At 33.9% G+C, this 25371-nt stretch carries 21 protein-coding genes; 10 read left to right on the forward strand and 11 right to left on the reverse strand.

Annotation, left to right across the window (positions count from 1 at the left end):
• Positions 1-904 precede the first annotated feature (904 nt).
• The 9 genes from ilvA to ilvD form a co-directional block, all read right to left on the reverse strand.
• A complete protein-coding gene (gene ilvA, locus KA830_RS10355; RefSeq protein ID WP_046206540.1) occupies positions 905-2173 on the reverse strand; it encodes a threonine ammonia-lyase IlvA in 1269 nt (422 codons plus the stop codon).
• Positions 2174-2200: 27 nt separating this feature from the next.
• A complete protein-coding gene (gene leuD / locus KA830_RS10360) occupies positions 2201-2776 on the reverse strand; it encodes a 3-isopropylmalate dehydratase small subunit (RefSeq protein WP_204180368.1) in 576 nt (191 codons plus the stop codon).
• Between the two features lies 1 nt (position 2777).
• The gene (gene leuC, locus KA830_RS10365; RefSeq protein WP_070039235.1) at positions 2778-4148 is read right to left on the reverse strand and encodes a 3-isopropylmalate dehydratase large subunit; all 1371 of its coding nucleotides are present in this window, start codon (positions 4146-4148) and stop codon (positions 2778-2780) included.
• A gap of 17 nt (positions 4149-4165) precedes the next feature.
• Entirely contained in the window at positions 4166-5206 is a 1041-nt protein-coding gene (gene leuB, locus KA830_RS10370) for a 3-isopropylmalate dehydrogenase (protein WP_070658265.1), read from the reverse strand.
• A complete protein-coding gene (locus KA830_RS10375; RefSeq protein ID WP_204180370.1) occupies positions 5203-6738 on the reverse strand; it encodes a 2-isopropylmalate synthase in 1536 nt (511 codons plus the stop codon). The genes leuB and KA830_RS10375 overlap by 4 nt, the downstream gene beginning before the upstream one ends.
• Positions 6739-6862: 124 nt before the next feature.
• Positions 6863-7867, reverse strand: coding sequence for a ketol-acid reductoisomerase (gene ilvC, locus KA830_RS10380; RefSeq protein WP_046206535.1), 1005 nt, complete (start codon positions 7865-7867; stop codon positions 6863-6865).
• 44 nt (positions 7868-7911) lie between these two features.
• Complete coding sequence (gene ilvN, locus KA830_RS10385; RefSeq protein ID WP_046206534.1) at positions 7912-8385, reverse strand: acetolactate synthase small subunit; 474 nt, start codon at positions 8383-8385, stop codon at positions 7912-7914.
• Entirely contained in the window at positions 8382-10172 is a 1791-nt protein-coding gene (ilvB, locus tag KA830_RS10390) for a biosynthetic-type acetolactate synthase large subunit (protein WP_145381675.1), read from the reverse strand. Before ilvB ends, ilvN begins: the two co-directional genes overlap by 4 nt.
• Positions 10173-10184: 12 nt before the next feature.
• Positions 10185-11873, reverse strand: a complete 1689-nt coding sequence (ilvD, locus tag KA830_RS10395; RefSeq protein ID WP_204180372.1) for a dihydroxy-acid dehydratase — start codon at positions 11871-11873, stop codon at positions 10185-10187.
• Positions 11874-12486: 613 nt separating this feature from the next.
• Between ilvD and tsaE the strand changes: the two genes are divergently transcribed.
• The 5 genes from tsaE (at position 12487) to KA830_RS10420 (ending at position 15800) form a co-directional block, all read left to right on the forward strand.
• Complete coding sequence (gene tsaE / locus KA830_RS10400; protein ID WP_107526305.1) at positions 12487-12948, forward strand: tRNA (adenosine(37)-N6)-threonylcarbamoyltransferase complex ATPase subunit type 1 TsaE; 462 nt, start codon at positions 12487-12489, stop codon at positions 12946-12948.
• Positions 12929-13591, forward strand: a complete 663-nt coding sequence (gene tsaB / locus KA830_RS10405; protein WP_046206530.1) for a tRNA (adenosine(37)-N6)-threonylcarbamoyltransferase complex dimerization subunit type 1 TsaB — start codon at positions 12929-12931, stop codon at positions 13589-13591. Before tsaE ends, tsaB begins: the two co-directional genes overlap by 20 nt.
• Before the next feature lie 11 nt (positions 13592-13602).
• A complete protein-coding gene (gene rimI, locus KA830_RS10410) occupies positions 13603-14028 on the forward strand; it encodes a ribosomal protein S18-alanine N-acetyltransferase (protein WP_397610387.1) in 426 nt (141 codons plus the stop codon).
• Entirely contained in the window at positions 14021-15049 is a 1029-nt protein-coding gene (gene tsaD / locus KA830_RS10415; protein WP_204180373.1) for a tRNA (adenosine(37)-N6)-threonylcarbamoyltransferase complex transferase subunit TsaD, read from the forward strand. Before rimI ends, tsaD begins: the two co-directional genes overlap by 8 nt.
• A 328-nt stretch (positions 15050-15377) precedes the next feature.
• On the forward strand, positions 15378-15800 hold the full coding sequence (locus KA830_RS10420) for a VOC family protein (protein WP_064209770.1): 423 nt from the start codon (positions 15378-15380) through the stop codon (positions 15798-15800).
• 102 nt (positions 15801-15902) lie between these two features.
• Here KA830_RS10420 and KA830_RS10425 read toward each other — a convergent pair whose 3' ends face one another.
• Positions 15903-17504 (reverse strand): MutS-related protein, encoded by a 1602-nt coding sequence (locus KA830_RS10425; protein ID WP_204180374.1) that lies wholly within the window; start codon positions 17502-17504, stop codon positions 15903-15905.
• A gap of 346 nt (positions 17505-17850) precedes the next feature.
• Entirely contained in the window at positions 17851-19779 is a 1929-nt protein-coding gene (locus KA830_RS10430) for an ABC transporter ATP-binding protein (RefSeq protein WP_210134244.1), read from the reverse strand.
• 147 nt (positions 19780-19926) lie between these two features.
• On the opposite strand from KA830_RS10430, the gene KA830_RS10435 reads away from it, so the two are divergent.
• The 5 genes from KA830_RS10435 to KA830_RS10455 all read left to right on the forward strand — a co-directional run bounded on the left by KA830_RS10435 (position 19927) and on the right by KA830_RS10455 (position 25350).
• Positions 19927-20568, forward strand: a complete 642-nt coding sequence (locus tag KA830_RS10435) for a redox-sensing transcriptional repressor Rex (protein WP_046206525.1) — start codon at positions 19927-19929, stop codon at positions 20566-20568.
• 184 nt (positions 20569-20752) lie between these two features.
• Positions 20753-21838: a YeeE/YedE family protein gene (locus tag KA830_RS10440; RefSeq protein ID WP_210134245.1), complete on the forward strand. Its 1086-nt coding sequence runs from the start codon at positions 20753-20755 to the stop codon at positions 21836-21838.
• 26 nt (positions 21839-21864) lie between these two features.
• Positions 21865-22089 carry a sulfurtransferase TusA family protein gene (locus KA830_RS10445; RefSeq protein WP_019469551.1) on the forward strand — a complete coding sequence of 75 codons (225 nt, stop codon included), beginning with the start codon at positions 21865-21867 and terminating at the stop codon, positions 22087-22089.
• Positions 22090-22902: 813 nt separating this feature from the next.
• The gene (locus KA830_RS10450) at positions 22903-24384 is read left to right on the forward strand and encodes a sucrose-6-phosphate hydrolase (RefSeq protein ID WP_210134246.1); all 1482 of its coding nucleotides are present in this window, start codon (positions 22903-22905) and stop codon (positions 24382-24384) included.
• Positions 24385-25350: a carbohydrate kinase family protein gene (locus KA830_RS10455; protein ID WP_070039265.1), complete on the forward strand. Its 966-nt coding sequence runs from the start codon at positions 24385-24387 to the stop codon at positions 25348-25350.
• Positions 25351-25371: the final 21 nt, after the last annotated feature.

The raw sequence follows: 25371 nt of genomic DNA on the forward strand, positions 1-25371 counted from the left end.
AGTAGGACGTTGCCAGGCAATCAAGACCCGAAAGGGTCTTTTTTTACGTAAAAGGAGCTTAACTTCCAGTTCGAAGAACTGTAAACTGACAAAAGAAAGCGTTTGAAGCTGACGAAGTAAACGAGAGACGAAATGAGCTTACAAGCGGTAAGTGAGTGAGGAAAGCGTGAAACTGAGGAAAGATGCGAGCGCTTGCCTAAAGTCAGAAAAGGTCCTTAGCGCCGAAGGTAGCTGACTTACGTTCCGCAAGAGTAGGTAAAGAGGAATAGATGAGCTAAAGCTCATGTATAAGTCACACTATTCCAATAACATATAAATTTATAAGATATATAAGTGTGAAACGTAAAAATTAAAATTAAGAAGTGTGACTTTACAGGCAATTAAGACCCGAAAGGGTCTTTTTTTTACATAAAAGGAGCTTAACTTCCAGTTCGAAGAACTGCAAACTGACAAAAGAAAGCGTTTGAAGCTGACGAAGTAAACGAGAGACGAAATGAGCTTACAAGCGGTAAGTGAGTGAGGAAAGCGTGAAATAGTAAAGGAATGCATGAGCAAAAACTCATGCATAAGTACCGCTATCTCAATAAATTGAGAGTGGTACTTTACGAGTGCTTGCCTGAAGTCAGAAAAGGTCCTTAGAGCCGAAGGTAGCTGACTTACGTTCCACAAGAGTAGGTAAAGAGGAATACATGAGCTAAAGCTCATGCATAAGTCACACTATTCTAATAACATGTAAATTCATAAGATATATAAGTGTGAAACGTAAAAATTAAGAAGTGTGACTTTACAGGCAATCAAGACCCGGAAGGGTCTTTTTTATTTACGTAAAAGGAGCTTAACTTCCAGTTCGAAGAACTGTAAGTGGTACTTTATATAAAATAAAAGTCTAGCATAAGCTAGACTTTTAAATTAATAGTGAATAAAGCATTTTGTTTTCGTTAATATAGATATTGGAAGGATCGAATTCATTGACATTCGACTTTAAGTTATCTAAATCTTGATGGTTATTTAATTGTATGCCGATGATGACAGTTCCTGTATTTTGAGAACTTTTCTTAAGGTACTCAAATTTAGTAATATCATCCTTTGGTCCAAGTACGTCATTTACAAATTCTCTTAATGCGCCAGGTCTTTGTGGGAAGTTGAGAATGAAGTAATGTTTCATTTCTTCAAATAATAAAGAACGTTCTTCGATTTCTTTCATACGGTTGATATCATTGTTGCCGCCACTTACAACACAAACAACTGTCTTACCTTTAATTTCTGAACGATATTGTTCTAATGCTGAAACACTTAAAGCACCAGCAGGTTCCGCAATAATTGCTTGTTTAGAATACATGTCCAAGATCGTTGAACAAACAGCGCCTTCATGTACTTGAATATAGTCATCTACTACATTTTTGGCAATATCATATGTGATTTCACCGACTTTTGCTACAGATGCACCATCCACAAATTTATCAATTTCAGGTAACGTTACTATTTGATTTTCTAGTACAACAGAGGCATACATACTACTCGCACCGGCAGGTTCTACGCCAATGATAGAAGTTTGTGGTGAATGTTCTTTGAAGTAAGTGCCTACCCCTGAAATTAACCCACCACCGCCTATAGCTGCGAATAAATAATCAAATTGAATGTTATCCTCTTTAGATTGTTTTAAAATTTCTTTAGCTAACGTACCTTGGCCAGCGATTGTATAAATGTTATTAAATGGATCGATGAAATTCATTTTATTATCTTGAGTATACGTAAGTGCCTCTTTTAGACAATCATCAAATGTATCGCCGGTAAGCACAACTTCAGCGTTACTACCACCAAAAAATTTCACCTGATTTATCTTTTGAAGAGGTGTAGTTACTGGCATAAATATAACAGCATTTAAATTAAGTTTGTTGGCAGTGTAAGCAACACCTTGTGCATGATTACCTGCACTTGCACATGTAATTCCGTTTTGTCTATCATTTTCATTTAACGCTATAATTGCGTTATAAGCACCTCTTAATTTAAAAGATCGAACCCATTGTAAGTCTTCTCTTTTTAAATAGACATCACAATCGTATTTAAGCGATAAGTAATGATCCTTTTGCAAAGGAGTTTCTTTAACAACATCTTTCAATTGTAAGAAAGCTTCATCTATATCTTTTGAAGAAACAGTTGTTTTGACAGCCATAAATTTCACACCTTTATTTAAGTTTCGTTAAAAAGCTTTTGACGTTTCATATGTTTGAATTTCATTTTCGAATTGTAGTGTTACAGCAATATCATCAAGTCCATTAACAAGTTTATTTTTCCACGTTTCATCAATAACAAAGTGAAATGTTTTATCATTCGCAGTCACAGTTTGATTAGGTAAATCAACAGTGACTTTACCTGCTTTGGCAATGTATTGACGTTCTTCTTCATTTAAAACGATAGGTAACATCGCATTTTTAGTACAGTTCATATAAAAGATATCACTATAACTACCAGCAATAATAATATCAAAACCATAATCCTTAATTGCCCAAGCTGCATGTTCACGGCTCGAACCACAACCAAAATTATCCCCAGTTACTAAAATCGTGGCATCTTGGTATTCTGGCTTATTTGGATTGAAATCTGGATTGTCGGATCCATCCTCTAAGTAGCGCCATTCATCAAAAGCAAAAGGTCCAAAACCAGATTTAGAAATTCGTTTTAAATGTACTTTTGGTATGATTTGGTCAGTATCAATATTATCATGAAATAATGGAACAACTTTACCAGTATAGGTTGTGATAGGTTGGATTTCCATATTATACAACCACCTTTCTTACGTCTACAAACTTCCCATTAATGGCTGCAGCAGCTGCCATAGCAGGGGAGACTAAGTGTGTTCGAGCCCCTTTGCCTTGGCGTCCTTCAAAGTTACGATTACTTGTTGATGCACAATGCACACCAGCAGGTACTTGGTCAGGGTTCATACCAAGACACATTGAACAACCAGGTTCTCTCCATTCAAATCCAGCATTTTTAAACACTTTATCAAGACCTAATTTTTCTGCTTCTATCTTTACTGTTCTAGAACCAGGAACAACGATTGCTGTAATATTAGGATGCACTTGATTTCCTTTTACAATATGGCTTGCTTCTATTAGATCAGATAGTCGAGCATTCGTACAAGAACCTAAAAATACATAACCTAAATCAATATCTTCTGCTTTTTGGCCAGGTTTTAGTCCCATATAGTTATAGGCCCGTTCATCATTAACATCATTAATTTCAGGAAATGGTGTATTAAAGCTAACACCCATTTCAGGGCTAGTACCCCAAGTAACTTGTGGTTCTAAATCAGAAACATCAAGTCGTATGATTTTATCAAAATTTGCATCATCATCAGTGTAAAGTTCACGCCATTCATCTACATCATATGCAAAGTTTGTTGCATAAGGTCTTCCTTTTACATATTCAAATGTAGTTTCATCAGGCGCCATCATCCCATACTTTGCACCAGCTTCGATCGCCATATTACAAATCGTCATTCTTGCTTCCATTGATAGACTACGAATAGTTTCACCTGAAAACTCAAGTGCATATCCAGTACCAAAATCAACACCATATTGGTTAATAAGATGTAAAATAATATCTTTTGCATATACGCCTGTAGGTAGTTTACCAGTAACATCAATTTTTAAATTTTTTGGCTTTGTTTGCCATAGTGTTTGTGTTGCAAAAACATGTTCGACTTCACTAGTTCCAATACCAAATGCAATAGCACCAAAAGCACCATGTGTAGCTGTATGAGAGTCTCCGCATACGATTGTTTTTCCAGGTTGTGTCAGTCCAGTTTCAGGACCAACCATATGCACGATACCTTGTTCGTCAGAACCCATATCAAAAATATGCACATCAAATTCTTTGGCATTTTTTTGAAGCGTTGTTATTTGTTTATTAGCAATTTCATCTTTAATATTAAAAATATCAACTGTTGGAACGTTATGGTCCAGCGTCGCATAGGTTAAATCAGGTCTGCGCAGCTTTCTATTTTGTAGTCTAAGTCCTTCAAAAGCTTGAGGAGATGTGACTTCGTGTATAAGATGTAGGTCTATATATAATAATTGTGGGTCACCTTCTTTACCGGTTAAGACATGCTTATTCCAAACTTTGTCAAATAGTGTTTTACCCATATGACATCTCCTCCTTTTTAAAGATTTTGTTTAATAAATTTAAAAATATCAGTTGTTTTATACTTACCATTGAGATCTTGAGTTGTTTTTTCATCTTCGATAAGTTGATAAATAACTGATTCTAATCTATGAGCAGCCTCTGGTGCATTAAGACTTTCTCTTAAACACATAACCACTGATAAAAGCATACCGAATGGATTTGCTATATCTTTATTTGCAATATCAGGTGCAGAACCATGAATGGGTTCATAAAGTCTTGGTCCTTTTTCACTAAAACTAGCTGATGGTGAAAGACCAAGCGAGCCAGGAATTACAGATGCCTCATCACTTAATATATCTCCAAATAAATTTTCTGTTACAATGACGTCAAATTGAGAAGGATTTGTAATGATGTGCATTGCACAAGCATCTACAAGTAAATGATTAACTTCAACATCTGGATAGTCTTTAGATACATCATTTATTACATTTCTCCATAATTTACTGGAAGAAAGTACATTTTCCTTATCTACAGAAGTTAATTTTTTGCGACGGTTTTGAGCTAAATCAAAAGCAACTCTTGCAATTCGTTCTATTTCTGTACGTGTATAAGTTAAGGAATCTAAAGCTTTATCCTCATTCCAATGTTTTGGTTCACCAAAGTAAATACCACCTGTTAACTCTCTCACTAAAATAAAATCTGTACCAGCTACACGCTCTTTTTTAATAGGTGATAAGTGACTGGTACCACTCGTTACTGTAGTGGGGCGAATATTAGCAAATAGACCTAAAGCTTTTCGAATACCAAGCAGACCTTGTTCAGGTCTATTATTAGGGTCTGTCCATCTTGGGCCACCGACAGCACCCAATAGAATTGCGTCTGCTTGTTTACAAGCACTTAGTGTCGTATCAGGTAGTGGCGTACCATGATTATCTATAGCAATACCGCCGAAATCATGCGTTTCTATTTCATAGTTGAAATTATAGATATTACTCAGTTGTGAAAGAATTTCTAGTGAACCATTTAAAATTTCCGGTCCAATCCCATCCCCGGGAAGTGCTACAATCTTATAACTCATGAGTGAATACCTTCTTTCACTTCTGAATTAGAAACGTATTTAGCATGTGCTTCAACATATGATTTACATGATGCTAATAAGATGTCATGATCAATACCTACACCAGTAACGATTTGATCTCCAATTTTAATTTGGACATGTACTTCTGCTTGTGCATCAGTACCTTCAGTTACAGATTCAATACGATAGTCTATAAGTTCAGTTTTGCGATTGAAAATTCGATCTACTGCATTATATACAGAAACAATTGATCCAGTACCAATACTTGAATCTTGATACGTATTTCCATCTTTATCTTGAATTACTACGACAGCACTTTGTAGTCCATTTGAGACGAATTGTAGTTGCAGAGCTTCAACTTTATAGATGGCATTTTGTTCATGTTCAGTTCCTTGAATTAAAGCGTGTATATCCCTGTCAGTAACAGACTTTTTCTTATCAGCAATTGTTTTAAATTGCTTAAATAGTTCTTTTTGTTCTTCAACATCCACATCATACCCCAATGCAACTAATTTTTCTGAAAAAGCGTGTTTACCAGATAATTTACCGAGCGGTAATTCAGTTGTTTTGACGCCTACTAATTGTGGTGTCATAATTTCATAAGTTTCAGGATTTTTAAGAACACCATCTTGATGAATACCTGATTCGTGACTAAAAGCGTTTTGTCCAACAATAGCTTTATTTCTTGGGACTCGAATTCCTGCATATCGTGCTATTAAATCAGATGTATTTTTAGTTTCTTCGAGATTTATTTGTGTTTGATTACCATAATGATCTTGTCGAACGTATAGGCCAAGTGCAACTTCCTCAAGGGCTGTGTTACCTGCACGTTCACCAATACCATTTAAAGTACCTTCAATGCGTTTTGCACCATTTTCAATTGCAGACATACTATTTGCAACAGCTAAGCCTAAGTCATCGTGACAGTGTGCACTATAAATAACTTCATGATTCGTTTTAATGCTTTCTTGGAGTGTTTTAAAAATTTTGCCATATTCTGTAGGGTAGCTGAATCCAACTGTATCAGGTATATTGATGACACTTGCTCCCGCATCAACTGCAGTTTGAACACATTCGATTAAGAAAGGTAGTTCCGTTCTTGTAGCATCTTCTGGTGAAAATTGAACGACGTCAAAATATTCTGTAGCATAAGCAACATGCTCTTTGATTGATGCTAACACTTCTTCTTTGGACATCATGAGTTTTGAGTCACGGTGAATAGGGCTAGTTGCTAAGAACACATGTATTCTAGGTTTTACTGCCTCTTTTGTTGATTGATACACTGCATCAATATCTTTTTTGACACAACGTGCTAAGCCACAAACAGCAGTGGTTGTTAATGTTTTAGAAATCGCTTCTACGGATTTGAAACTACCTGAACTTGAAGCAGGGAAACCAGCTTCGATGATATCAACACCCCATTTTTCAAGTTGTTTAGCAATTTTTAAGCGTTCATCGAAGGAAAAGTTTACGCCTGGCGTTTGTTCTCCGTCTCTTAGTGTCGTATCAAAAATTTGAATATGGCTAGTCATTTTAAACATCTCCTAATAAATAGATTTTAGTTCAATATGATGAATGAGCCGAAGAATCTAAAATTGTCCTAAAAATTAAAGTAGGGGACTTCTCTTGATTCTTCAGGCATCACCATAAAACTAATTATTTTTCAATACTCTTGGATTTAATAAATGGCATCATCTCACGTAGGTCTCTACCAACCGCTTCAATTTGATGTCCATGTTGTTCTTCACGTAGTTTATGGAATTCTTCAAAATTATTTTCGTTATCTTTGATGAAACGATCGCTGAAGTTTCCTTGTTGAATATCGTTAAGTACTGCTTTCATATTATCTTTAACATCTGGAGTGATTACGCGTGGTCCTGATACATAGTCTCCAAATTCAGCTGTATTTGAGATTGAATAGCGCATGTTTTCCATGCCACCTTCATACATTAAATCAACAATTAATTTCATTTCATGTAAAACTTCAAAGTAAGCAATTTCTGGTTGATATCCAGCTTCAACTAATGTTTCAAAACCAGATTGAATTAGTTTTGTTGTACCACCACAAAGTACTGCTTGTTCACCGAATAAATCTGTCTCGGTTTCTTCTTTAAATGATGTTTCTAAAACACCAGCACGAGTTGCACCAATACCTTTTGCGTAACTTAGTGCTAAATCAGTTGCTTCACCACTTGCATCTTGTTCAACTGCAAATAGGGCGGGTACGGCGCTACCTTCTGTGAAAGTACGTCTAACTAAATGTCCAGGCCCTTTTGGTGCTACTAAAAATACATCTACTGTTTCAGGTGGTTGAATAACATTAAAGTGAATATTAAAGCCATGTGCGAAAACAAGTGCATTATTTGGCTCTAAATTAGGTTCAATTTCTTCATTATATACTTGTCCTTGAATTTCATCTGGTAATAATACCATGATGACATCAGCTTGTTTTGCTGCCTCATTTACAGGATATACTTCGAAACCATCATCTTTTGCTTTGTCAAATGAACGACCTGGTCTGATGCCAATAATCACGTCATAGCCGTTATCTTTTAGGTTTTGCGCATGTGCATGTCCTTGTGAACCATAGCCGATGATGGCTACTTTTTTACCTTGTAATGCATCTTTCGTTACTGATTGGTCATAATAAACTGTTGTCATAATAAAATCCTCCATGTTTTAAATATAGTTTGATGAATTGTGTTTTAAACTAAACCGGCTGAACCAGTTCTTGAAACTTGTTCAATGTTATATGATGATAGATCATCTAATAAATTATCCATTGTATATTGTGGACCTGAGGCTTGAAGATAGGTGTAAGGATCCTCATTTTTTAAAATAGAGACTAGCGCATCATATGGTTTAATTACTTTTTGTAAATCTTGATGGTTACTTGGTGTTTCTAATTTCACAAGCACTAATTCTCTGTTGTAAGTGTTTGTATCAGTGATGTCTTCTACATCAATAATATTTATTTGTTTTTCCAATTGGCTAATTAAGTTTCTTAAAACATCTGAATCTGGGACTTCCGCTACAAATGTGATATTAGAAACGCCATCTTCTCTCGTTGGAGTAACTGATAACGTGACAATGTTAAATTGCCTGCGAACAAAGATACTCGTTAATCTATTTAAAGTACCAGCTTTATCTAAAACTTTTGTTCTAAATGTGCGTCTCATAATAATCCCTCCATCTCATAATTAGCTTTACCGCTAGGCACCATTGGATTAACAGGTTCGATAGGTGAGATACGAACATCAATGAGAGCAGGCCCTTTGTGTTCAAAAGCAGCGTCTAGTTGTTTTTCCAAATGTGTTGGATCATCGATAAGGAAACCTTTCACATTGTATGCTTCTCCCAATTTTAAGAAATCAGGTTGTCCATTAAATACGGAATGAGAGAAACGTTTGTTAAAGAATTTATCTTGCCATTGTTTAACCATACCTAACGTGCCGTTATTTATAATTACAACTTTTATGTCTAAATCGTATTCTTCTAGTATTGCTAACTCTTGATTGGTCATTTGGAAACCACCGTCGCCAACAAAAGCTACGACTGTTTTATCAGGTTCAGCTAATTTTGCACCTATTGCTGCAGGTATGCCAAAGCCCATTGTTCCTAAGCCACCACTCGTAACTAATTGACCGTGATTTTTAAATGGATAATATTGGGCAACCCACATTTGATGTTGACCGACATCAGTTGTAACAACTGCGTCACCATTAGTAATTTCTCCTATATATTCAATAGTACGTTGTGGTTTTGAAAATGTACCATCTGGATCTTCTTTGTATGCAAAAGGTTGCTCTGCTTTATTGTTAAAGCATGTTTCTAACCAGTCATCATGGTTGATTGAATAGCTGTCGAATTCAAGTAATGCTTCTAAAGTTGCTTTACAATCTGCAACAATACCTAAATCAACTTTGATTATTTTATTTATTTCTGATGGATCAATGTCGATATGAACAATTTTTGCATTAGGTGCAAATTCATCTGGTTTACTTGCAAGTCTGTCATCAAAACGACTACCAAAGTTTATAAGCAAATCACAATCTGTTAATGCCATATTGCTTGCGTATGATCCGTGCATTCCCCCCATACCTAAAAATAGGGGATTTTCATATGGTATGGCACCTAACCCTAATAAAGTACTAACTACAGGCAATTGATGTCGTGTAACAAATTCAGTGAAAACTTCATTAGCCTTAGCGTGATTTACACCAGCTCCTGATAAAACCACAGGTTTTTTTGAAGATTTTAAATAATCACGTAATTTTTGAATTTCTGTTTTGTCTGGTTGATTAGGAACTGAATAACCAGGTAGGTTCAATTCGTTTGAAACTTCTGCGTTAGTAGATAAGATTCCCATATCTTTTGGGAAGTCAATAACGACTGGTCCTTTTCTTCCTGAGTTTGCTACGTGAAATGCCTCATGGATTATTTTAGGTATTTCATTTACATTTTTAATCTGATAATTATGTTTAGTTATCGGTGTAGTCATTGAAAGCAAGTCTGCTTCTTGGAAAGCATCTTTCCCTATACCCGCTGTTGCAACTTGACCTGTGATAACGACAAGCGGTAGTGAATCACTATAAGCATCAGCAATACCAGTGATTGCATTTGTTGCTCCAGGACCACTTGTAACGACAACGACACCAGTTTTTCCAGAAACACGCGCATAACCCTCAGCAGCGTGTGAAGCACCTTGTTCATGTCTCGCTAGTATGTGTTTAATTTTCCCATCATAAAATGTGTCATATAGTGGAAGTACAGCACCACCAGGGTAACCAAATATAAAATCTACATCTTCATTTACAAGTGAATCTACTAATAATTCTGAACCAGATTTCATTTCATCAATTGTTTCTTTTTCTAATTCAACTTCGGGCTCAATTGCTTCTGCTGTTTCAAAATAATCTAAATTTTCTGATTTTTCATATTCAAGTATTTCAGTTTGTTTAGACATCATACTCACTCCTTAAATGAGATCTTCAGGTACTTGCATAATACCACCAGTATTAGCACTCGTTACTAATGCTGTATAGCGTGCAAGATAACCTGTTTTCACTTTTGCTTTAAATGGTTTCAAGTTTTGCTTTCTAGATTCTAATACTTCGTCTGTAACTTCTACATTTAATGTTCTGTTTGTTAAATCAATTGTGATATCGTCATTGTTTTCAATTAAAGCGATAGGTCCACCCGCCGCAGCTTCTGGTGAAATATGACCAACAGCAATACCTCGTGTTGCTCCGGAAAATCTACCATCAGTGATTAATGCAACGTCTTTACCTAACCCTCTTCCTACAATAGATGATGTAGGGGCCAACATTTCCGGCATGCCTGGTCCACCTTTAGGGCCTTCATACCTAATTACAACCACATGACCTTCACGTACTACGTGATTGTCAATTGCTTCAACTGCTTCATCATGTGAATCAAAACAAATTGCTTTTCCTTTAAAGACTTTAATTGAAGAATCAACACCACCGACTTTGATGACCGCACCTTTAGGAGCTAAATTACCATAAAGGATTGAAAGGCCACCTTGTTTATCGTATGGATTATCAAGGTGTCTGATTACATCACTATTTAATATCTCTTTGTGTTCGTTATTTTCACGAAGTGTTTTACCTGTGGCTGTAATTCTGTCTGGATGAAGTGTACCTTCTTTTTTAAATAATTCGTTAATGATAGCTGGAACGCCACCAGCTTCATGTACATCATGCATAGAATAGGAAGAACTTGGTGCTATTTTTGACAAATAAGGCGTTTTTTTCGCAATTTCATTTATTCTTGATAAGTCATAATCAATGCCAGCTTCATTTGCAATCGCTAATGTGTGTAGTACTGTATTGGTAGATCCCCCCATAGCCATGTCTAAAGCAAATGCGTCATCAATTGCTTCTTTAGTAACAATATCTCTTGGTTTAATGTCATTTTTGATATTATCAACAAGTTTAAATGCTGCTTCTCTAATCATTTCTCTACGTTGGTCACTTACTGCTAGGGCTGTACCGTTATATGGGAGAGCTAAGCCTAAGACCTCCATTAAACAATTCATTGAATTTGCTGTAAACATACCAGAACATGAACCACAAGTAGGGCAAGCATTTTGTTCCATATCTAAAAACTCATCTTTTGAAATTGAACCATCTTTAAATGCTCCAACTGCTTCAAACATTGAAGAAAGTGTTAATGCTTTACCTTGTGATGATAAACCTGCTTTCATAGGTCCACCTGAACAGAAAATAGCTGGAACATTGGTTCTTACAGCTGCTAGTAACATGCCAGGTGTAATCTTGTCACAGTTCGGTATGTAAAAGACACCATCAAACCAGTGTGCATTGATAACTGTTTCTGCAGCATCGGCAATAATTTCTCTAGATGGCAGTGAATATCTCATTCCAATATGTCCCATTGCAATACCATCATCTACACCGATTGTGTCAAATTCAAAGGGGATGGCACCTGCTTCTCGAATTGCTTCTTTAGCAATGTCAGCTAATTCTCTTAGGTGAACGTGTCCTGGTACAATGTCGATATATGAATTACATATAGCTACGAAAGGCTTATTCATATCTGTTGGTTTTTCTAAAGCACCTGTTGCATGCAAAAGGCTTCTTGCTGGAGCTTGATGATCTCCTTTTTTGATCATATCGCTTCTCATATTAATTCCCCCATAAATTTGAAAATAAAAAAGCGTCCCAATAAATAATTGGGACGCTTTCAAGTCCCATTCAACTAGAAATAGGACTTAAACATTTAGTAGATTCTTTACTAAAGTTCCAGTCCTAATAGCATAATAAAATGACTAAAATATTTGAAGTTGTTGGTTGGTATTGCATTGTATATTTGGTCATCTTATTATGCTCCTTTCCGTTAGAATGGTTTATCTGTTAATGTGTTAAATTGAATTGTCTAAAAATTCGATAAATTAAATTTACTATATTGAACTTGTGCTGTCAATGATTTTTTTAAATTTTCTATCAATTCAAATAATTTCAAAATGTTGGAACTTGTTTTAGTTTGAAGTAAAATAAGAAAAAATTTGTTAAACTATAGTAGTTAATTTAATGATAATAAAGTATTAAAGTAATAGATGATCATTTAGTGCTGATAAAAATCAATATGAAAGTAGTCACTTTTAATGTTAGTGAATTTAAAACATTTTTTATCCATCATTATTGATTTGGAAGTAAATAGAAATACTTGAGCGATGCACAAGCATATGCGACACTAATCCAATCGATTTGGAAGTGTCGTTAAAAAAGGAGAGACATATGATTAAAATAAATGATTTAGAAAGTATGGAACATTTTGCAAAATTGTTAGCGAAACATTTATCTGCAGGGGACATTATTTTATTAAATGGTGATTTAGGTGCTGGTAAGACAACATTAACGCAATTTATTGGTAAAGCTATGGGCGTAAAACGCAATATAAATTCCCCAACGTTTAACATCATTAAATCTTATCAAGGAAATGCATTTAAGTTACATCATATGGATTGCTATAGATTAGAAGATAGTGAAGAAGATTTGGGATTTGATGAATATTTTGAAGATCAAGCTGTCACATTGATTGAGTGGAGTGAATTTATCGAATCATTTTTACCAAATAATCACCTAACTATAAATATTAAAACCATAAATGAAACGACAAGAAATATAGAAATGAAAGCAGTAGGTCAACATTACAAAAAGTTAAAGGAGGCCGTTGAACATGATTTATCTGTTGATTGATACATCTAATCAACCGTTGTCTGTTGCAGTTATGCAAAATAATGTAGTACTAGGTGAAATCAATACTAACGTGAAGCAAAATCATTCTACTCAGTTAATGCCGGCGATTCAACAGTTGTTTCATGAGAGTGGAATTGCAAAAGAAGAAATAAATGCGATTATTGTCGCGCAAGGACCTGGCTCTTATACTGGACTTAGAATTGGCGTAACGGTTGCTAAAACTTTGGCCTATGCATTGAATGCTGAACTATATGGTGTTTCTTCGCTAAAAGCGTTAGCTGCAACTGTTCAAGACGATGAACGACTTTTGGTGCCGATATTTGATGCACGTAGAGAAGCAGTATACACTGGAGTTTATCGATATAATGGAAATCAATTGCTCCAAGTAGAAGAAGATCAATATTTACCAATACAAGAACTTCTCAACTTATTACATAGAATGGGAAAACCATATGTATTTGTTGGCATAGACACTGAAAAAGTAAAAGATTTATTAGATAGTGATTGCATACCTAATATACCAAAAGCAAAATATATGAAGCATTTAGTTGAAACTACTGAAGATATACATCAATTTAAACCCAATTATATTAAATTGTCAGAGGCCGAAAGAAATTGGTTAAACCAACAGAAAAAGAACTAAATATACGCTTGATGACTATGAAAGATGTACCTCAAGTGTTTGATATTGAAAGAAATAGTTTTAACGACAGTAGTTGGACAATCGATGCTTTTTATCATGAAATAGAACAGAATGAGTTTGCACATTATTTTATAATTGAGTTTAATAATGTGATTATTGGTTATATTGGCATTTGGATAGTGATAGATCAAGCGCAGATTACAACAGTTGCGATAGATGAATCATATAGAGGCTATGGATTAGGACAATTATTATTAAAATACGCGATGAATTATGTACAAACCAAATGTGAAATTATGAGTTTAGAGGTTCGTATAGATAATGTGGTGGCACAACATGTGTATACAAATTTGGGATTCCAATTCGGAGGCAAACGTAAGAACTATTATGGTGAAGGTGAGGATGCAATAGTGATGTGGGTGAATTTAAATGAGTAATCAAACATTGATTTTAGCAGTTGAGTCAAGTTGTGACGAAACAAGTGTAAGCATTATTAAGCAAGGCACAGAAATTTTAAGTAATATTGTATTGAGTCAAATTGAAAGTCATAAGCGATTTGGAGGTGTGGTACCTGAGGTCGCTAGCCGGCACCACGTTGAAGGTATTACAACGACAATTGATCAAGCATTATATGAAGCAAATGTATCCATGGAAGATATAGATGCAGTAGCGGTAACTCAGGGCCCTGGACTCATAGGTGCATTGTTAGTAGGCATTAATGCAGCTAAGGCGTTAGCTTTTGCTTACGATAAACCATTGATACCTGTACATCATATTGCAGGACATATTTATGCGAATCATTTAGAACAACCATTACAATTTCCTTTAATAGCATTAATCGTTTCAGGTGGGCATACTGAACTTGTATACATGAAAGATCATTTGAATTTTGAAGTTATAGGAGAAACTAGAGATGATGCTGTTGGCGAAGCCTATGATAAAGTGGCGAGAACGATTGGTTTAGGCTATCCAGGTGGGCCACAAGTTGATCGGTTAGCTGCAAAAGGTCAAGATAGCTATAATTTCCCGAGAGTTTGGTTAGAGGCTAATAGTTACGATTTTAGTTTTAGTGGATTAAAAAGTGCAGTCATAAATAAATTGCATAATTTACGACAAAAAGGAGTTGAAATAAAACCTGAAGATGTAGCAACGAGTTTTCAAAATAGTGTTGTCGAAGTTTTAGTTGGCAAAGCAGTGTCAGCTTGTGAGGCATATGATGTGAAACAGTTAATTATTGCGGGTGGTGTCGCCAGTAATAAAGGTTTAAGAGCAGCGCTTGATAAATCCTGTAAGCAACATGAGATTAATTTGCGAATACCGAGCCCAAAACTTTGTACAGATAATGCTGCTATGATTGGTGCTGCAGCACATTATTTATATCAAGCTGGATTTGTTGGTGACATGTCGTTAAATGGATTTAATGATATGGATATAGAGCAATTTTCAATAAACAATTAAACTTGATAGGATGAACATTTAAAAATGTAATCACTTCATTTAGTGTAATATTAACTTAATATGATATTATCTCTATAAAAATGGATACAGCTTAGATTAATTATATATGAAATTAGGAAGTAGGAATATTAAATCAATGTTTGATGTTTCTACTTCTTTTTTAAAAGCTTAATGCTATGTATTTCGTTAAATAAAAAAATATGTACATTATAAATATTATTAAGTTCAAATGTTTAAATATTAAAAAAGGGGTATATATTTTAATGTGTAGTCATACTATATAGAATAATGTAAATTTAGAATTACATTATCAGGAGGCGGCTTATCAATGAAATCAGTTCAGTATTTTAATTTTGAAAATAGTTTAGCAGCATTAGACTTTTATGAAAAAAATTTAGGTGCCACAGATATTCAACGTATTGGTGGTGACCATGAAATGTTTAAAGATATGCCAGAAGAATTCCAAGTAGACAAAAACTTTACAATGAATGCTTCATTTAAAGTTTTAGGTGAAACATTTTATTGTAGTGACACATGGAAAAATAAAAAAATCGATAATAGTGGTGCAATTGTAACATTTACATTTGATCACAGTAATGAAGCGGATAAACAACTAGCCATTGATTTCTTTAACAATGCAATAGCAGCTGGTTGTGAAGAGGCAATGCCGTTAGGTAAAACGGAGTGGTCAGAATTATATGGCATGTTTAATGATCCTTTCGGTATTACTTGGATGATTAATGCTGAATAAAATAGTTAAAACAAATAAAGGAACAATGAAGCGAATATAAACTTCATTGTTCCTTTTCTGTATTTATTAGCGCATTTGTAGTTAAATGATTTGGTCTAAGACTTAAAGGAATTGATTGGAGGATGTTTTAGCACGTGTATATACTTGATTAGGAAATTTTAAGATTCTTAATAATTCAATTGCATTTCTTGTATCTGCTTTGCCAGGTTTAATTTTAAAATCAAAAGCAATCTCATTTTCATAAATGGTTTCGTTAAAGTGAAAGTTTTTGTACTGATATTCTAATAATGTAGCTAATTCAATATCATGGGTCGCAGCTATGATTTCGTAATTTTGGCTATTGCCTAAATAATTTAACACGGATTCAGAAGCGGCAATTCGTTCTGTTGTATTAGTCCCTTTAAATATTTCATCAATGAAGCAATAAATTTTATCCTCTGTTTTTAAATCAAACAATCGTTTAATTGATTTGATTTCTGTCATAAAATAACTATCGCCAGACAAGATATCATCTTGGTTCACCATGGATGTAAAAATTAAGCCAGGTTTATATTTAAAGTACTTTGCAGTAACTGTATTTATCGTTTGAGCGAGTAAAAGATTTAAGGCGATTGCTTTCATAAATGTTGACTTACCTGACGCGTTCGAACCAGTTAATAATATATGACTATTAATTACTAAATCATTAGAAATAGCATCGACAAGCAGTGGATGAGTAAGTGCTTCAAATTCTACTGAATCCTCATTACTTGCTTGAGGCAATGCATATTGTGTTAATGTTTCTCTCCACAATGCTATTGCATAGTGATTGTCTATACTTCCTATATATTCATAACACGCCATAACTTCAGCTTCATATTTTTTAAAGCTATGTTGTATTAGATGGAAGATATGGTAGTCCAACATAAATATTGCTTTTAATAAGAATGCAAATACCATAGAATCTTCTGCTGTATTTACTCTTCCCAATAGACCACTTAGCCTACGAGCAACTTTAAAATGACTAAAGTCAACATCAATGGTAGGGGCACCATCTATTTTGTGAATTGCATAAGCCTTTTTAATAACATTTGATGTATAAAATAATGAATTTAAGTCTTGATCAAATGTCCTTTTGAGTACGCCACTTAAAATCATATTAAATATAGCAACAAGTATAGTTAAAAGAATACCGATTTCAGGTTTTAAAAATGCAAACAGTAAAAAGACTAACGGTAAATATGTAGTCAACATATACAGATGATTGCGTTTCACTGTGGTTAGTTGATCAGGGAACGTTGGATAAATTGCTTTACCGATTTTAGCAAGGTGGGTCGATATCTTTAGTCGAAAAAGTTCGTCATTTTTAAATTTTTGAATTAACATCTGATTATGAATGGTAAACATTTTCCTTAAAGTTGCATATAAACGCATCTCACCAATAGCAGTAAAATTAAAGTTCATGCTGTCGAAAAGGGCTTTTAAATTCAAGTCTGCGTAAGTTTTATCATCTATCAGATTTGTTTCATCAAACTGGTGTTTATATGTATCGAATTGATAACTATACCTGTGATTTGGCCGTACAAAAGATTCTAAAGGCTTTCTTAAGGACCATAAAGGTTTGATATCATGTATTAACTTTTTATTGGCAATGATTGCTGTGATAATAAATAAAAGAGTTGTTCCAATTATTAAAGCGATTAGGAACCAAAGAACCGGATACATAAGTTTCACCTCATACTAGATTAATATGCTTTATTATGTCATGAAATAAATTGATATACAAATCGCTATTTAAGTTAAATATTTGTAGATGTCAATAGAGAACGTGCGTACTTATCAACAATTAGTGTATAACATGTTGATAAGTCGTGGGCAAATGTGTGGACATACATTGTTTTCTGAATATTCATTGGCGAAAAAAGTAACATTTTACCTGTGTATAACTAGGATAACTCTGTGGATAGCTTTGATGATAGGGTTAAAGTTGTGAATAGTTAATGTGTAAAAAAATAATAAAAAAGTACGAAAAATGAATTTTTCATTTTCGTACTTTTAGTTCAAATATGCTTTAAATTAACTTTTCTTGTAATTCTGCCCATTCTGACATAACTTGTTCTAATGCTTGTTCGCTATTTTCTTTCTCTTTAGCTAAACGCTTTGCTTCCTCTGGATCACTGTATATATCTGGCAGAGTTAGCATTTCATTGATTTCATTGATTTTAGTTTCAAAGTTATCTATTTTAGTTTCGCATTCATCAATTTGTCGTTCAATTTGGCGTTGTTCACGTTTTTGAAGTTTTTGATCAGTATAATGATCATTTTGTGATTCTATTGGTTTTGTTTGATGTGAAGTTTCATTTTCCTTTTTAGCTTGAATTGCTTCATTTTCTTCTTTTTTCTCAATAAAATATTGATAATTTCCTAAATTCATTGTGCCACCATGAATGTCCAAATCATAAACTTTGTTTGCAAGTTGATTTATAAAATAACGATCGTGAGAAACAAATAAAATCGTACCTTCAAAATGATCCAATGCTTGCTCTAACATTTCTTTTGAATCTATATCTAGATGATTTGTAGGTTCATCTAAGATAAGTACATTGTTACGCTCAAGCATTAATAAAGCTAATTGCAATCTAGCTTTTTCACCACCAGAAAGGTCATTAATGATTTTTTTAACATCTTCTTGTACAAATAAAAATCGGCCGAGTACTGCGCGAATATCTTTTTCATTCATTGAAGGGTATTGGTCCCACAGATAATCTAGTATTGTTTTACTAGATTTGAATTCAGCTTGTTTTTGATCATAGTAACCGATTTTTAAATTTGCACCAGTAGTGATTTCTCCGTTCAATTTCGGTTGAATACCTGCAATTGTTTTGATTAAAGTCGATTTTCCGATACCGTTAGGCCCAATAATGGCGATATGGTCTCCTTTAGTCACTTCAATATTGATACCTTTGGTAACTGGCTGCTCATATCCAATATCTAAATCTTTGATATGGAAAACATCATTTCCTGTATTTCTATCAAAGTCAAATTGGATATTAGCACTTTTGGCATCAATCATTGGTTTATTGATTCTTTCCATTTTTTCAAGCATTTTTCTACGGCTTTTTGCCATACCAGTAGTTGAAGCCCTTGCTATATTTTTCTCAACAAAAGTTTCTAAGCGTTTAATCTCATCTTGTTGACGTTCATATTCTTGCATGCGTTTTTCATAATACTTATCTCTTTTTTCAATAAATTGTTTATAATTACCTATATAATGTTGCACATCGCCAAGGGCTACATCATAGATTTGATTGACTATTTTATCTAAAAAATATCTGTCATGGCTAATGATAACAATAGCACCTTTAAAATAGTTTAAATAACTTTCTAACCATTGTGTTGTTTCCATATCCAAATGGTTAGTAGGTTCATCAAGTAATAATAAATCAGGTTCACTTAATAACATTTGGGCTAATGAAAGCCTAGTTTTTTGACCACCACTAAAATCATTAATAGGGCGATTGAAATCCGCTTCAGTAAAATTCAGTCCATGGAGCACGGTTTTTATTTTACTTTCATATTGATATCCATCCTGTTGTTCGAATTCATTGGATAAATATTCATAACGATCGATATGACTTTTATATTCGTCTGTATCATATGCATTTGCATGTTGTGCTAACCAATCTGTTTCTTTTTTCATTTCAGCTTCTAGCTTTTTCATATTTTCAAAAGGTTTAGACATTTCTTCAATCACAGTTTGGTTTGTGTTGAGTGTCATTTGTTGTGTTAAATAACCAAGTTTTAAATTTTTACTTTTTGAAACATGTCCACTATCATAACCTTCGACGCCAGCAATAATTTTCATTAATGTAGATTTACCAGCACCGTTACGTCCTACGATACCAATACGTTCACCAGTTTTCACTTCAAAATCTACATTGTTAAAAATATCTTCTCCGTCGAATGATTTAGTAATGTCATTTAATTGTAATAATATCATCCGATTTTGCACCTCTCTATTCATTATCATTCTACCGTATTCTGCGTGTTGTTAAAACTACCAGTGTTTATTTTTATAATGTATTAATGTATAATGTTGTAGTAATTATAAGATTAATTAGACATTATAGTATAGGAGGACAAGATCTTGGCTAACCAAAGCGAAAAGATTCCTCGTGCCACGTTAAAACGGTTACCGTTATATTATAGATTCGTCAATACTTTGAAATCTAAAGGGATAGACAGAGTTAATTCTAAAACAATTAGTGAAGGTTTGAACATTGATTCTGCAACAATTCGTCGTGATTTTTCTTATTTTGGTGAATTAGGCAAAAAAGGGTATGGTTATAATATTGATAGCTTGTTACATTTTTTTAAAAATGAAATAAGTGAAAATGATGAAATTAAAATAGCCATCGTAGGTGTAGGGAACCTAGGTAAAGCATTACTAACATATAATTTTTCTATTCATGATGAAATGACTATTACAGAGGCGTTCGATATACGAGATGATGTGATAGGAACACAAATAGGCAATGTGGTTGTAAGTCCATTTTCGAAAATCACCGATGTCTTAAAGCAAGAGCAAATTGATGTCGTGATATTAACAACGCCTGAAAATGCAGCACAACAAGTTGCAGATACATTAGTTGGAGCTGGCATTAAAGGGATTTTAAATTTTACACCAACACGTGTTTATACGCCATCAGATGTTCAAGTTCATCATATTGATTTAGGGATTGAACTACAATCTTTACTTTTCTTTATGAAAAATTACAGTAATAAATAATAATTTTTAATATTAACTTTGTATAGATGCAAACATTTTTATGTTTAGTTGTCTATGCAAAGTTTTTTTACTAGCAAGTTTTCATAGCACATCTTTTCATAAGACTTAAAACAGAAAGGTTGAAATTTCAGTGTAAATCTAATATGATAATTCATATTGATTTCATCGGAAAAGAGGTAATGTTATGACGTGGTTAGTAATCAGTGGCTTAATCGTAGGCGGACTTTTGGGGTTTGTCATGCAACGTACACGGTTTTGTCTTGCTGGTGGATTTAGGGATATGTATATCCAAAAAAGTAATAAAATGTTTTATGCCTTATTAATAGCAATATCCGTTCAAAGTATCGGACTACTCGTTTTAACTTCAACAGGGTTAGTGCAAATACCAGAGTCCACATATCCAATCATAGGTACGGTTATTGGCTCATTTATTTTTGGTATTGGCATTATATTAGCAGGCGGTTGTGCAACTGGCACATGGTATAGAGCAGGAGAAGGATTAATTGGTAGTTGGATAGCACTTATTGCATATGCATTTACATCAGCTGCTACTAAATTTGGTTTATTATTACCTTTAATGGACGGTATCAATAAACCTACTAATGTAAATACAAGTATGGCTCAAACTACAGGTATTCCGACATGGATTTGGGTCACTTTATTAACAATGATAACGCTCATATTTGTTGTAAAAACACTACGCAAACCCAAACCCAAATTTGCCGTACCAAAGTTAAAACAAAAATTTACAGGAATTCGATATTATTTATTTGAAAAAAAATACCATCCATTTGTTGCAGCTACTGCAGTTGGACTCATTGCATTATTGGCTTGGCCAGTGAGTGAATCTACTGGTAGAATGTACGGTTTAGGCATTACAACACCATCTGCAAACATTGTTCAATTCTTTGTAACTGGTGATGTCCAACTATTAGATTGGGGTGTCTTTCTTGTTTTAGGTATCTTTGCTGGTTCTTATATTGCAGCAAAAGGTGCTAGAGAATTTAAGTGGAGATTACCAGATAAAAAAACAATCCGCAATAGTGTTATTGGTGGCGTATGTATGGGATTTGGTGCATCAGTAGCAGGCGGTTGCTCTATCGGAAATGGTTTAGTTGAAACAGCTACAATGTCTTGGAAAGGTTGGATCGCGCTTGCATCAATGATATTAGGTGCTTGGTTTATGAGTTACTTCATATTTATCAAACCAATGAGAAAAGCTCAAAAATCTACAACGCAAAAAGTTTCTACACAAACACAGACGACGTAAATTTTATTTTTTAGGAGGATTTCATTATGGTATATGAATTAGGTACAGTAGGTATGGTTTGTCCTTTTCCTTTGATTGAAGCACAGAAGAAAATGACTACTTTAGAGAACGGGGACGAATTAAAAATTGATTTTGATTGTACCCAAGCAACTGAAGCAATTCCAAATTGGGCAGCTGAAGAAGGTTACCCAGTTACTAATTATGAACAACTTGATGATGCTTCTTGGACAATCACTGTTCAGAAAGCTTAGTGATATAAAACTAAATTTGGATATCTGAATAAGATAAAACACAATGCTATATGAAGTGATTTCACTTCGTTAAAGGCTGACTACAGAAAAAAAGTCCGAGACATATTTTATGTTTCGGACTTTATTTAGTTCTATAAAAATTTCTCATTTAGTTACACGCGTTGTAAGGTTAAACGAGGTTAGTCCGAGTTGAACTATTTATAAATTTTCTTAAAACTAACAAAGTATATTGATGATTTTTTGAAAGTGTTATTCATAAAGTTGTCAATTGTTAAAAGTGTTTATAAAGCAAGTTGACTTTGATTTTTAATAGTATTTAAAGGGATTACAATATGATAAAATAGAGGATATTTACAGTGCCAAGTAGATTGATTGGAAGAGATAGTAAAAATGATTTACATATCAAAGCGAATTGTCTGTCAGATGATAGAATATCATTTCAATTACAGTCTATATGAATATTTATGATGTCAAAATAATGTGCGAAAAGTTAAATTAAGGCATTTAATAAAGCTATACTAATATTAATATTAAGTTAGAAACTATTTATAGGGATGAATGTTGATGAAACAGAACTTATGTTAAGCATTGTTGATCTGATGTGGTCTTAGTCATAGGAATCATATATTGATTAAACATCATACAAGGTGTAATGATATTGAAGAAGAGAAGCCATAGCGCTTTGAATCGATAAAAAGACAAATCTAATTAAATAGGAATGAAATAAAAACAAATGATGCATAAATGTTATGCTGAGTTGAATTGAGATGGACAATATCCGGAAAGTAGTAGTTAATAATAGGAGGAAATAAAGTGAGTGAATGGACAAGAGATGAACGTTATCAGCGTTACGAAGATATTGATCAAGAAGTAATGGATGAATTAACTGAGCTTGTGAATCAATCTAAATATAGACAATTATTTCATATACAGCCGAAAACAGGACTCTTAAATGATCCTAACGGTCTAATTTATTATAAAGGAGAATACTACATCTCACACCAGTGGTTTCCTTTAGGAGCAGTCCATGGTTTGAAATATTGGTATACATATAAAAGTGAAGATTTAATAAATTTTGAAGATCAAGGGATTTCACTAAAACCAGATACAAAAGATGATAGTCATGGTGTCTATAGCGGCAGCGCATTTACATATCACAATAACTTGTATTATATGTATACAGGAAATCATAGAGATGAAAATTGGAATAGAAAGTCGACACAACATATAGCTAAAGTACTCGATAATGGCGAGGTTCAAAAATTTCCAAAAGCAGTAATAGCAGCACCGCCGTCAGGATATACACAACATTTTAGAGATCCTAAAGTGTTTGTTAAAGATGGAATTTACTATGCAGTCATTGCTGCACAAAATGAAGAAGGATATGGAAGAATACTTCAATACCAATCAACAGACATTGTGAACTGGACATTTCAAGGAGAAATAAAAACAAAGCTTGAGGCGTTTGGTTTTATGTGGGAATGCCCAGATTATTTTAATTTAGATGGCTTCGATTTACTGTTATTTTGTCCACAAGGTATTGAACCGGAGGGTGAAAAATTCAGGAATATTTACCAATCTGGTTATATTATGGGGCAATACGACATAGATCACCTTGTTATGGATCATGGTGATTTTCATGAATTAGATTATGGTTTTGATTTTTATGCGCCTCAAACTTTTACAGATGAATTTGGCGACAGAATACTCATTGGTTGGATGGGCTTACCAGAAGTGACCTATCCTACAGATTCAGATGGTTGGGCGCATTGTTTAACAATTCCGCGTATTTTGACAATTGAACAAGGCAATTTAAAACAACGTCCTATTAAAGCACTTCAACAATTAAGAACGAATAAAGAAACAGCATTAGGTTACGCTAATAAATTTACGCGATTCTTAAAACCATATGAAGGTAAACAATTTGAATTGATTATTGATATCTTGGAAAACGAAGTTACTGAAATATATTTTGAAATAAGAGCCTCAAAATCACAATCTTTACGTATCGCTTATAATACAAAAAACAAAAAAATTACATTAGATCGTAGTGAAAGTGGCGCATTACCAGAACCAGTAGAAGGTAAAACACGTAGCACTTATTTGGATACACCTTTATCACAATTACAAATGTTCGTTGATACATCTAGCATTGAATTATTTTGTAATGATGGTGAGCGTGTAATGACTTCAAGAATTTTTACAGATGATGATGCGATAGGATTTAAAGCTTCTACTGAATCTGGGCAAGCCTTTCTCAATTTCACAAAATATGATATAAAGGGTGGACAATAAATGAAACGTTTACTTGCAATCGGCGAAGCACTTATCGATTTTATTCCTAATCAAAAAGATTCAAAATTAAAAGACGTAGAAGGGTTTACAAGACAAGTAGGCGGCGCACCTTGTAACGTTGCTTGTACAACCACAAAATTAGGTGGTCAAGCAGCTATGATCACTCAGTTAGGAAACGATGCTTTTGGTGATTTAATTGTAGAAACAATAAGTAATATTGGTGTGTCTACAAACTATATCCGACGAACAGATGAAGCGAACACAGCTTTAGCATTTGTAAGTTTAACCAAAGAAGGAGAACGAGATTTTTCATTTTATCGTAAACCATCAGCAGATATGTTATATCAACCTAGCAATATAGATGCAATAACTGTAACAGAAAATGATATGTTACATTTTTGTTCTGTTGATCTCGTAGATAGTCCAATGAAACAAGCGCATAAATCGTTAATAAATAAAGTGAAATCAGCAAATGGTACGATTATATTTGATCCTAACGTACGGTTGCCATTATGGCCAAGTGAAGCGGAATGTAAAAATGCAATTCGTGAATTCTTGCCATCAGCACATATACTTAAAATTTCAGACGAAGAATTGTCATTCGTCACTGGAAAAAAAGATGAAAAAGAAGCAATCGCTTGGTTATTCCAAGGTAGTGTAGAAGCTGTTATATACACTAAGGGTAAAGAAGGTGCTGAAATTCATTTCAAAGATGGTACCGTGCTTAGTCATGGTGGTTATAAAGTGAAAGCAATAGATACGACTGGTGCCGGTGATGCTTTTGTAGGTGCATTAATTAATAGATTAGCAGCATCTGATATTATCAATCCGATAGAAGCATTAAAACGAGAAGGTGGAACTATGCTTCAATTTAGTAACATCGTTGCTGCAAAAGTTACTACAAAATATGGCGCTATTGAGAGTATACCTACTTTAGATGAAGTTCAAGTGTTACTTGATTATTAAAAAGAAAGGGAAGGACTGCAA

Source organism: Staphylococcus sp. GDY8P119P, assembly GCF_017892075.1.
GTDB classification, from domain to species: domain Bacteria; phylum Bacillota; class Bacilli; order Staphylococcales; family Staphylococcaceae; genus Staphylococcus; species Staphylococcus ureilyticus.

Coding starts and splice junctions, on each gene's coding strand:
- ilvA (WP_046206540.1), bottom strand. CDS start 2,173: ATGGCTGTCAAAACAACTGTTTCTTCAAAAGATATAGATGAAGCTTTC.
- leuD (WP_204180368.1), bottom strand. CDS start 2,776: ATGGAAATCCAACCTATCACAACCTATACTGGTAAAGTTGTTCCATTA.
- leuC (WP_070039235.1), bottom strand. CDS start 4,148: ATGGGTAAAACACTATTTGACAAAGTTTGGAATAAGCATGTCTTAACC.
- leuB (WP_070658265.1), bottom strand. CDS start 5,206: ATGAGTTATAAGATTGTAGCACTTCCCGGGGATGGGATTGGACCGGAA.
- KA830_RS10375 (WP_204180370.1), bottom strand. CDS start 6,738: ATGACTAGCCATATTCAAATTTTTGATACGACACTAAGAGACGGAGAA.
- ilvC (WP_046206535.1), bottom strand. CDS start 7,867: ATGACAACAGTTTATTATGACCAATCAGTAACGAAAGATGCATTACAA.
- ilvN (WP_046206534.1), bottom strand. CDS start 8,385: ATGAGACGCACATTTAGAACAAAAGTTTTAGATAAAGCTGGTACTTTA.
- ilvB (WP_145381675.1), bottom strand. CDS start 10,172: ATGTCTAAACAAACTGAAATACTTGAATATGAAAAATCAGAAAATTTA.
- ilvD (WP_204180372.1), bottom strand. CDS start 11,873: ATGAGAAGCGATATGATCAAAAAAGGAGATCATCAAGCTCCAGCAAGA.
- tsaE (WP_107526305.1), top strand. CDS start 12,487: ATGATTAAAATAAATGATTTAGAAAGTATGGAACATTTTGCAAAATTG.
- tsaB (WP_046206530.1), top strand. CDS start 12,929: ATGATTTATCTGTTGATTGATACATCTAATCAACCGTTGTCTGTTGCA.
- rimI (WP_397610387.1), top strand. CDS start 13,603: ATGACTATGAAAGATGTACCTCAAGTGTTTGATATTGAAAGAAATAGT.
- tsaD (WP_204180373.1), top strand. CDS start 14,021: ATGAGTAATCAAACATTGATTTTAGCAGTTGAGTCAAGTTGTGACGAA.
- KA830_RS10420 (WP_064209770.1), top strand. CDS start 15,378: ATGAAATCAGTTCAGTATTTTAATTTTGAAAATAGTTTAGCAGCATTA.
- KA830_RS10425 (WP_204180374.1), bottom strand. CDS start 17,504: ATGTATCCGGTTCTTTGGTTCCTAATCGCTTTAATAATTGGAACAACT.
- KA830_RS10430 (WP_210134244.1), bottom strand. CDS start 19,779: ATGATATTATTACAATTAAATGACATTACTAAATCATTCGACGGAGAA.
- KA830_RS10440 (WP_210134245.1), top strand. CDS start 20,753: ATGACGTGGTTAGTAATCAGTGGCTTAATCGTAGGCGGACTTTTGGGG.
- KA830_RS10445 (WP_019469551.1), top strand. CDS start 21,865: ATGGTATATGAATTAGGTACAGTAGGTATGGTTTGTCCTTTTCCTTTG.
- KA830_RS10455 (WP_070039265.1), top strand. CDS start 24,385: ATGAAACGTTTACTTGCAATCGGCGAAGCACTTATCGATTTTATTCCT.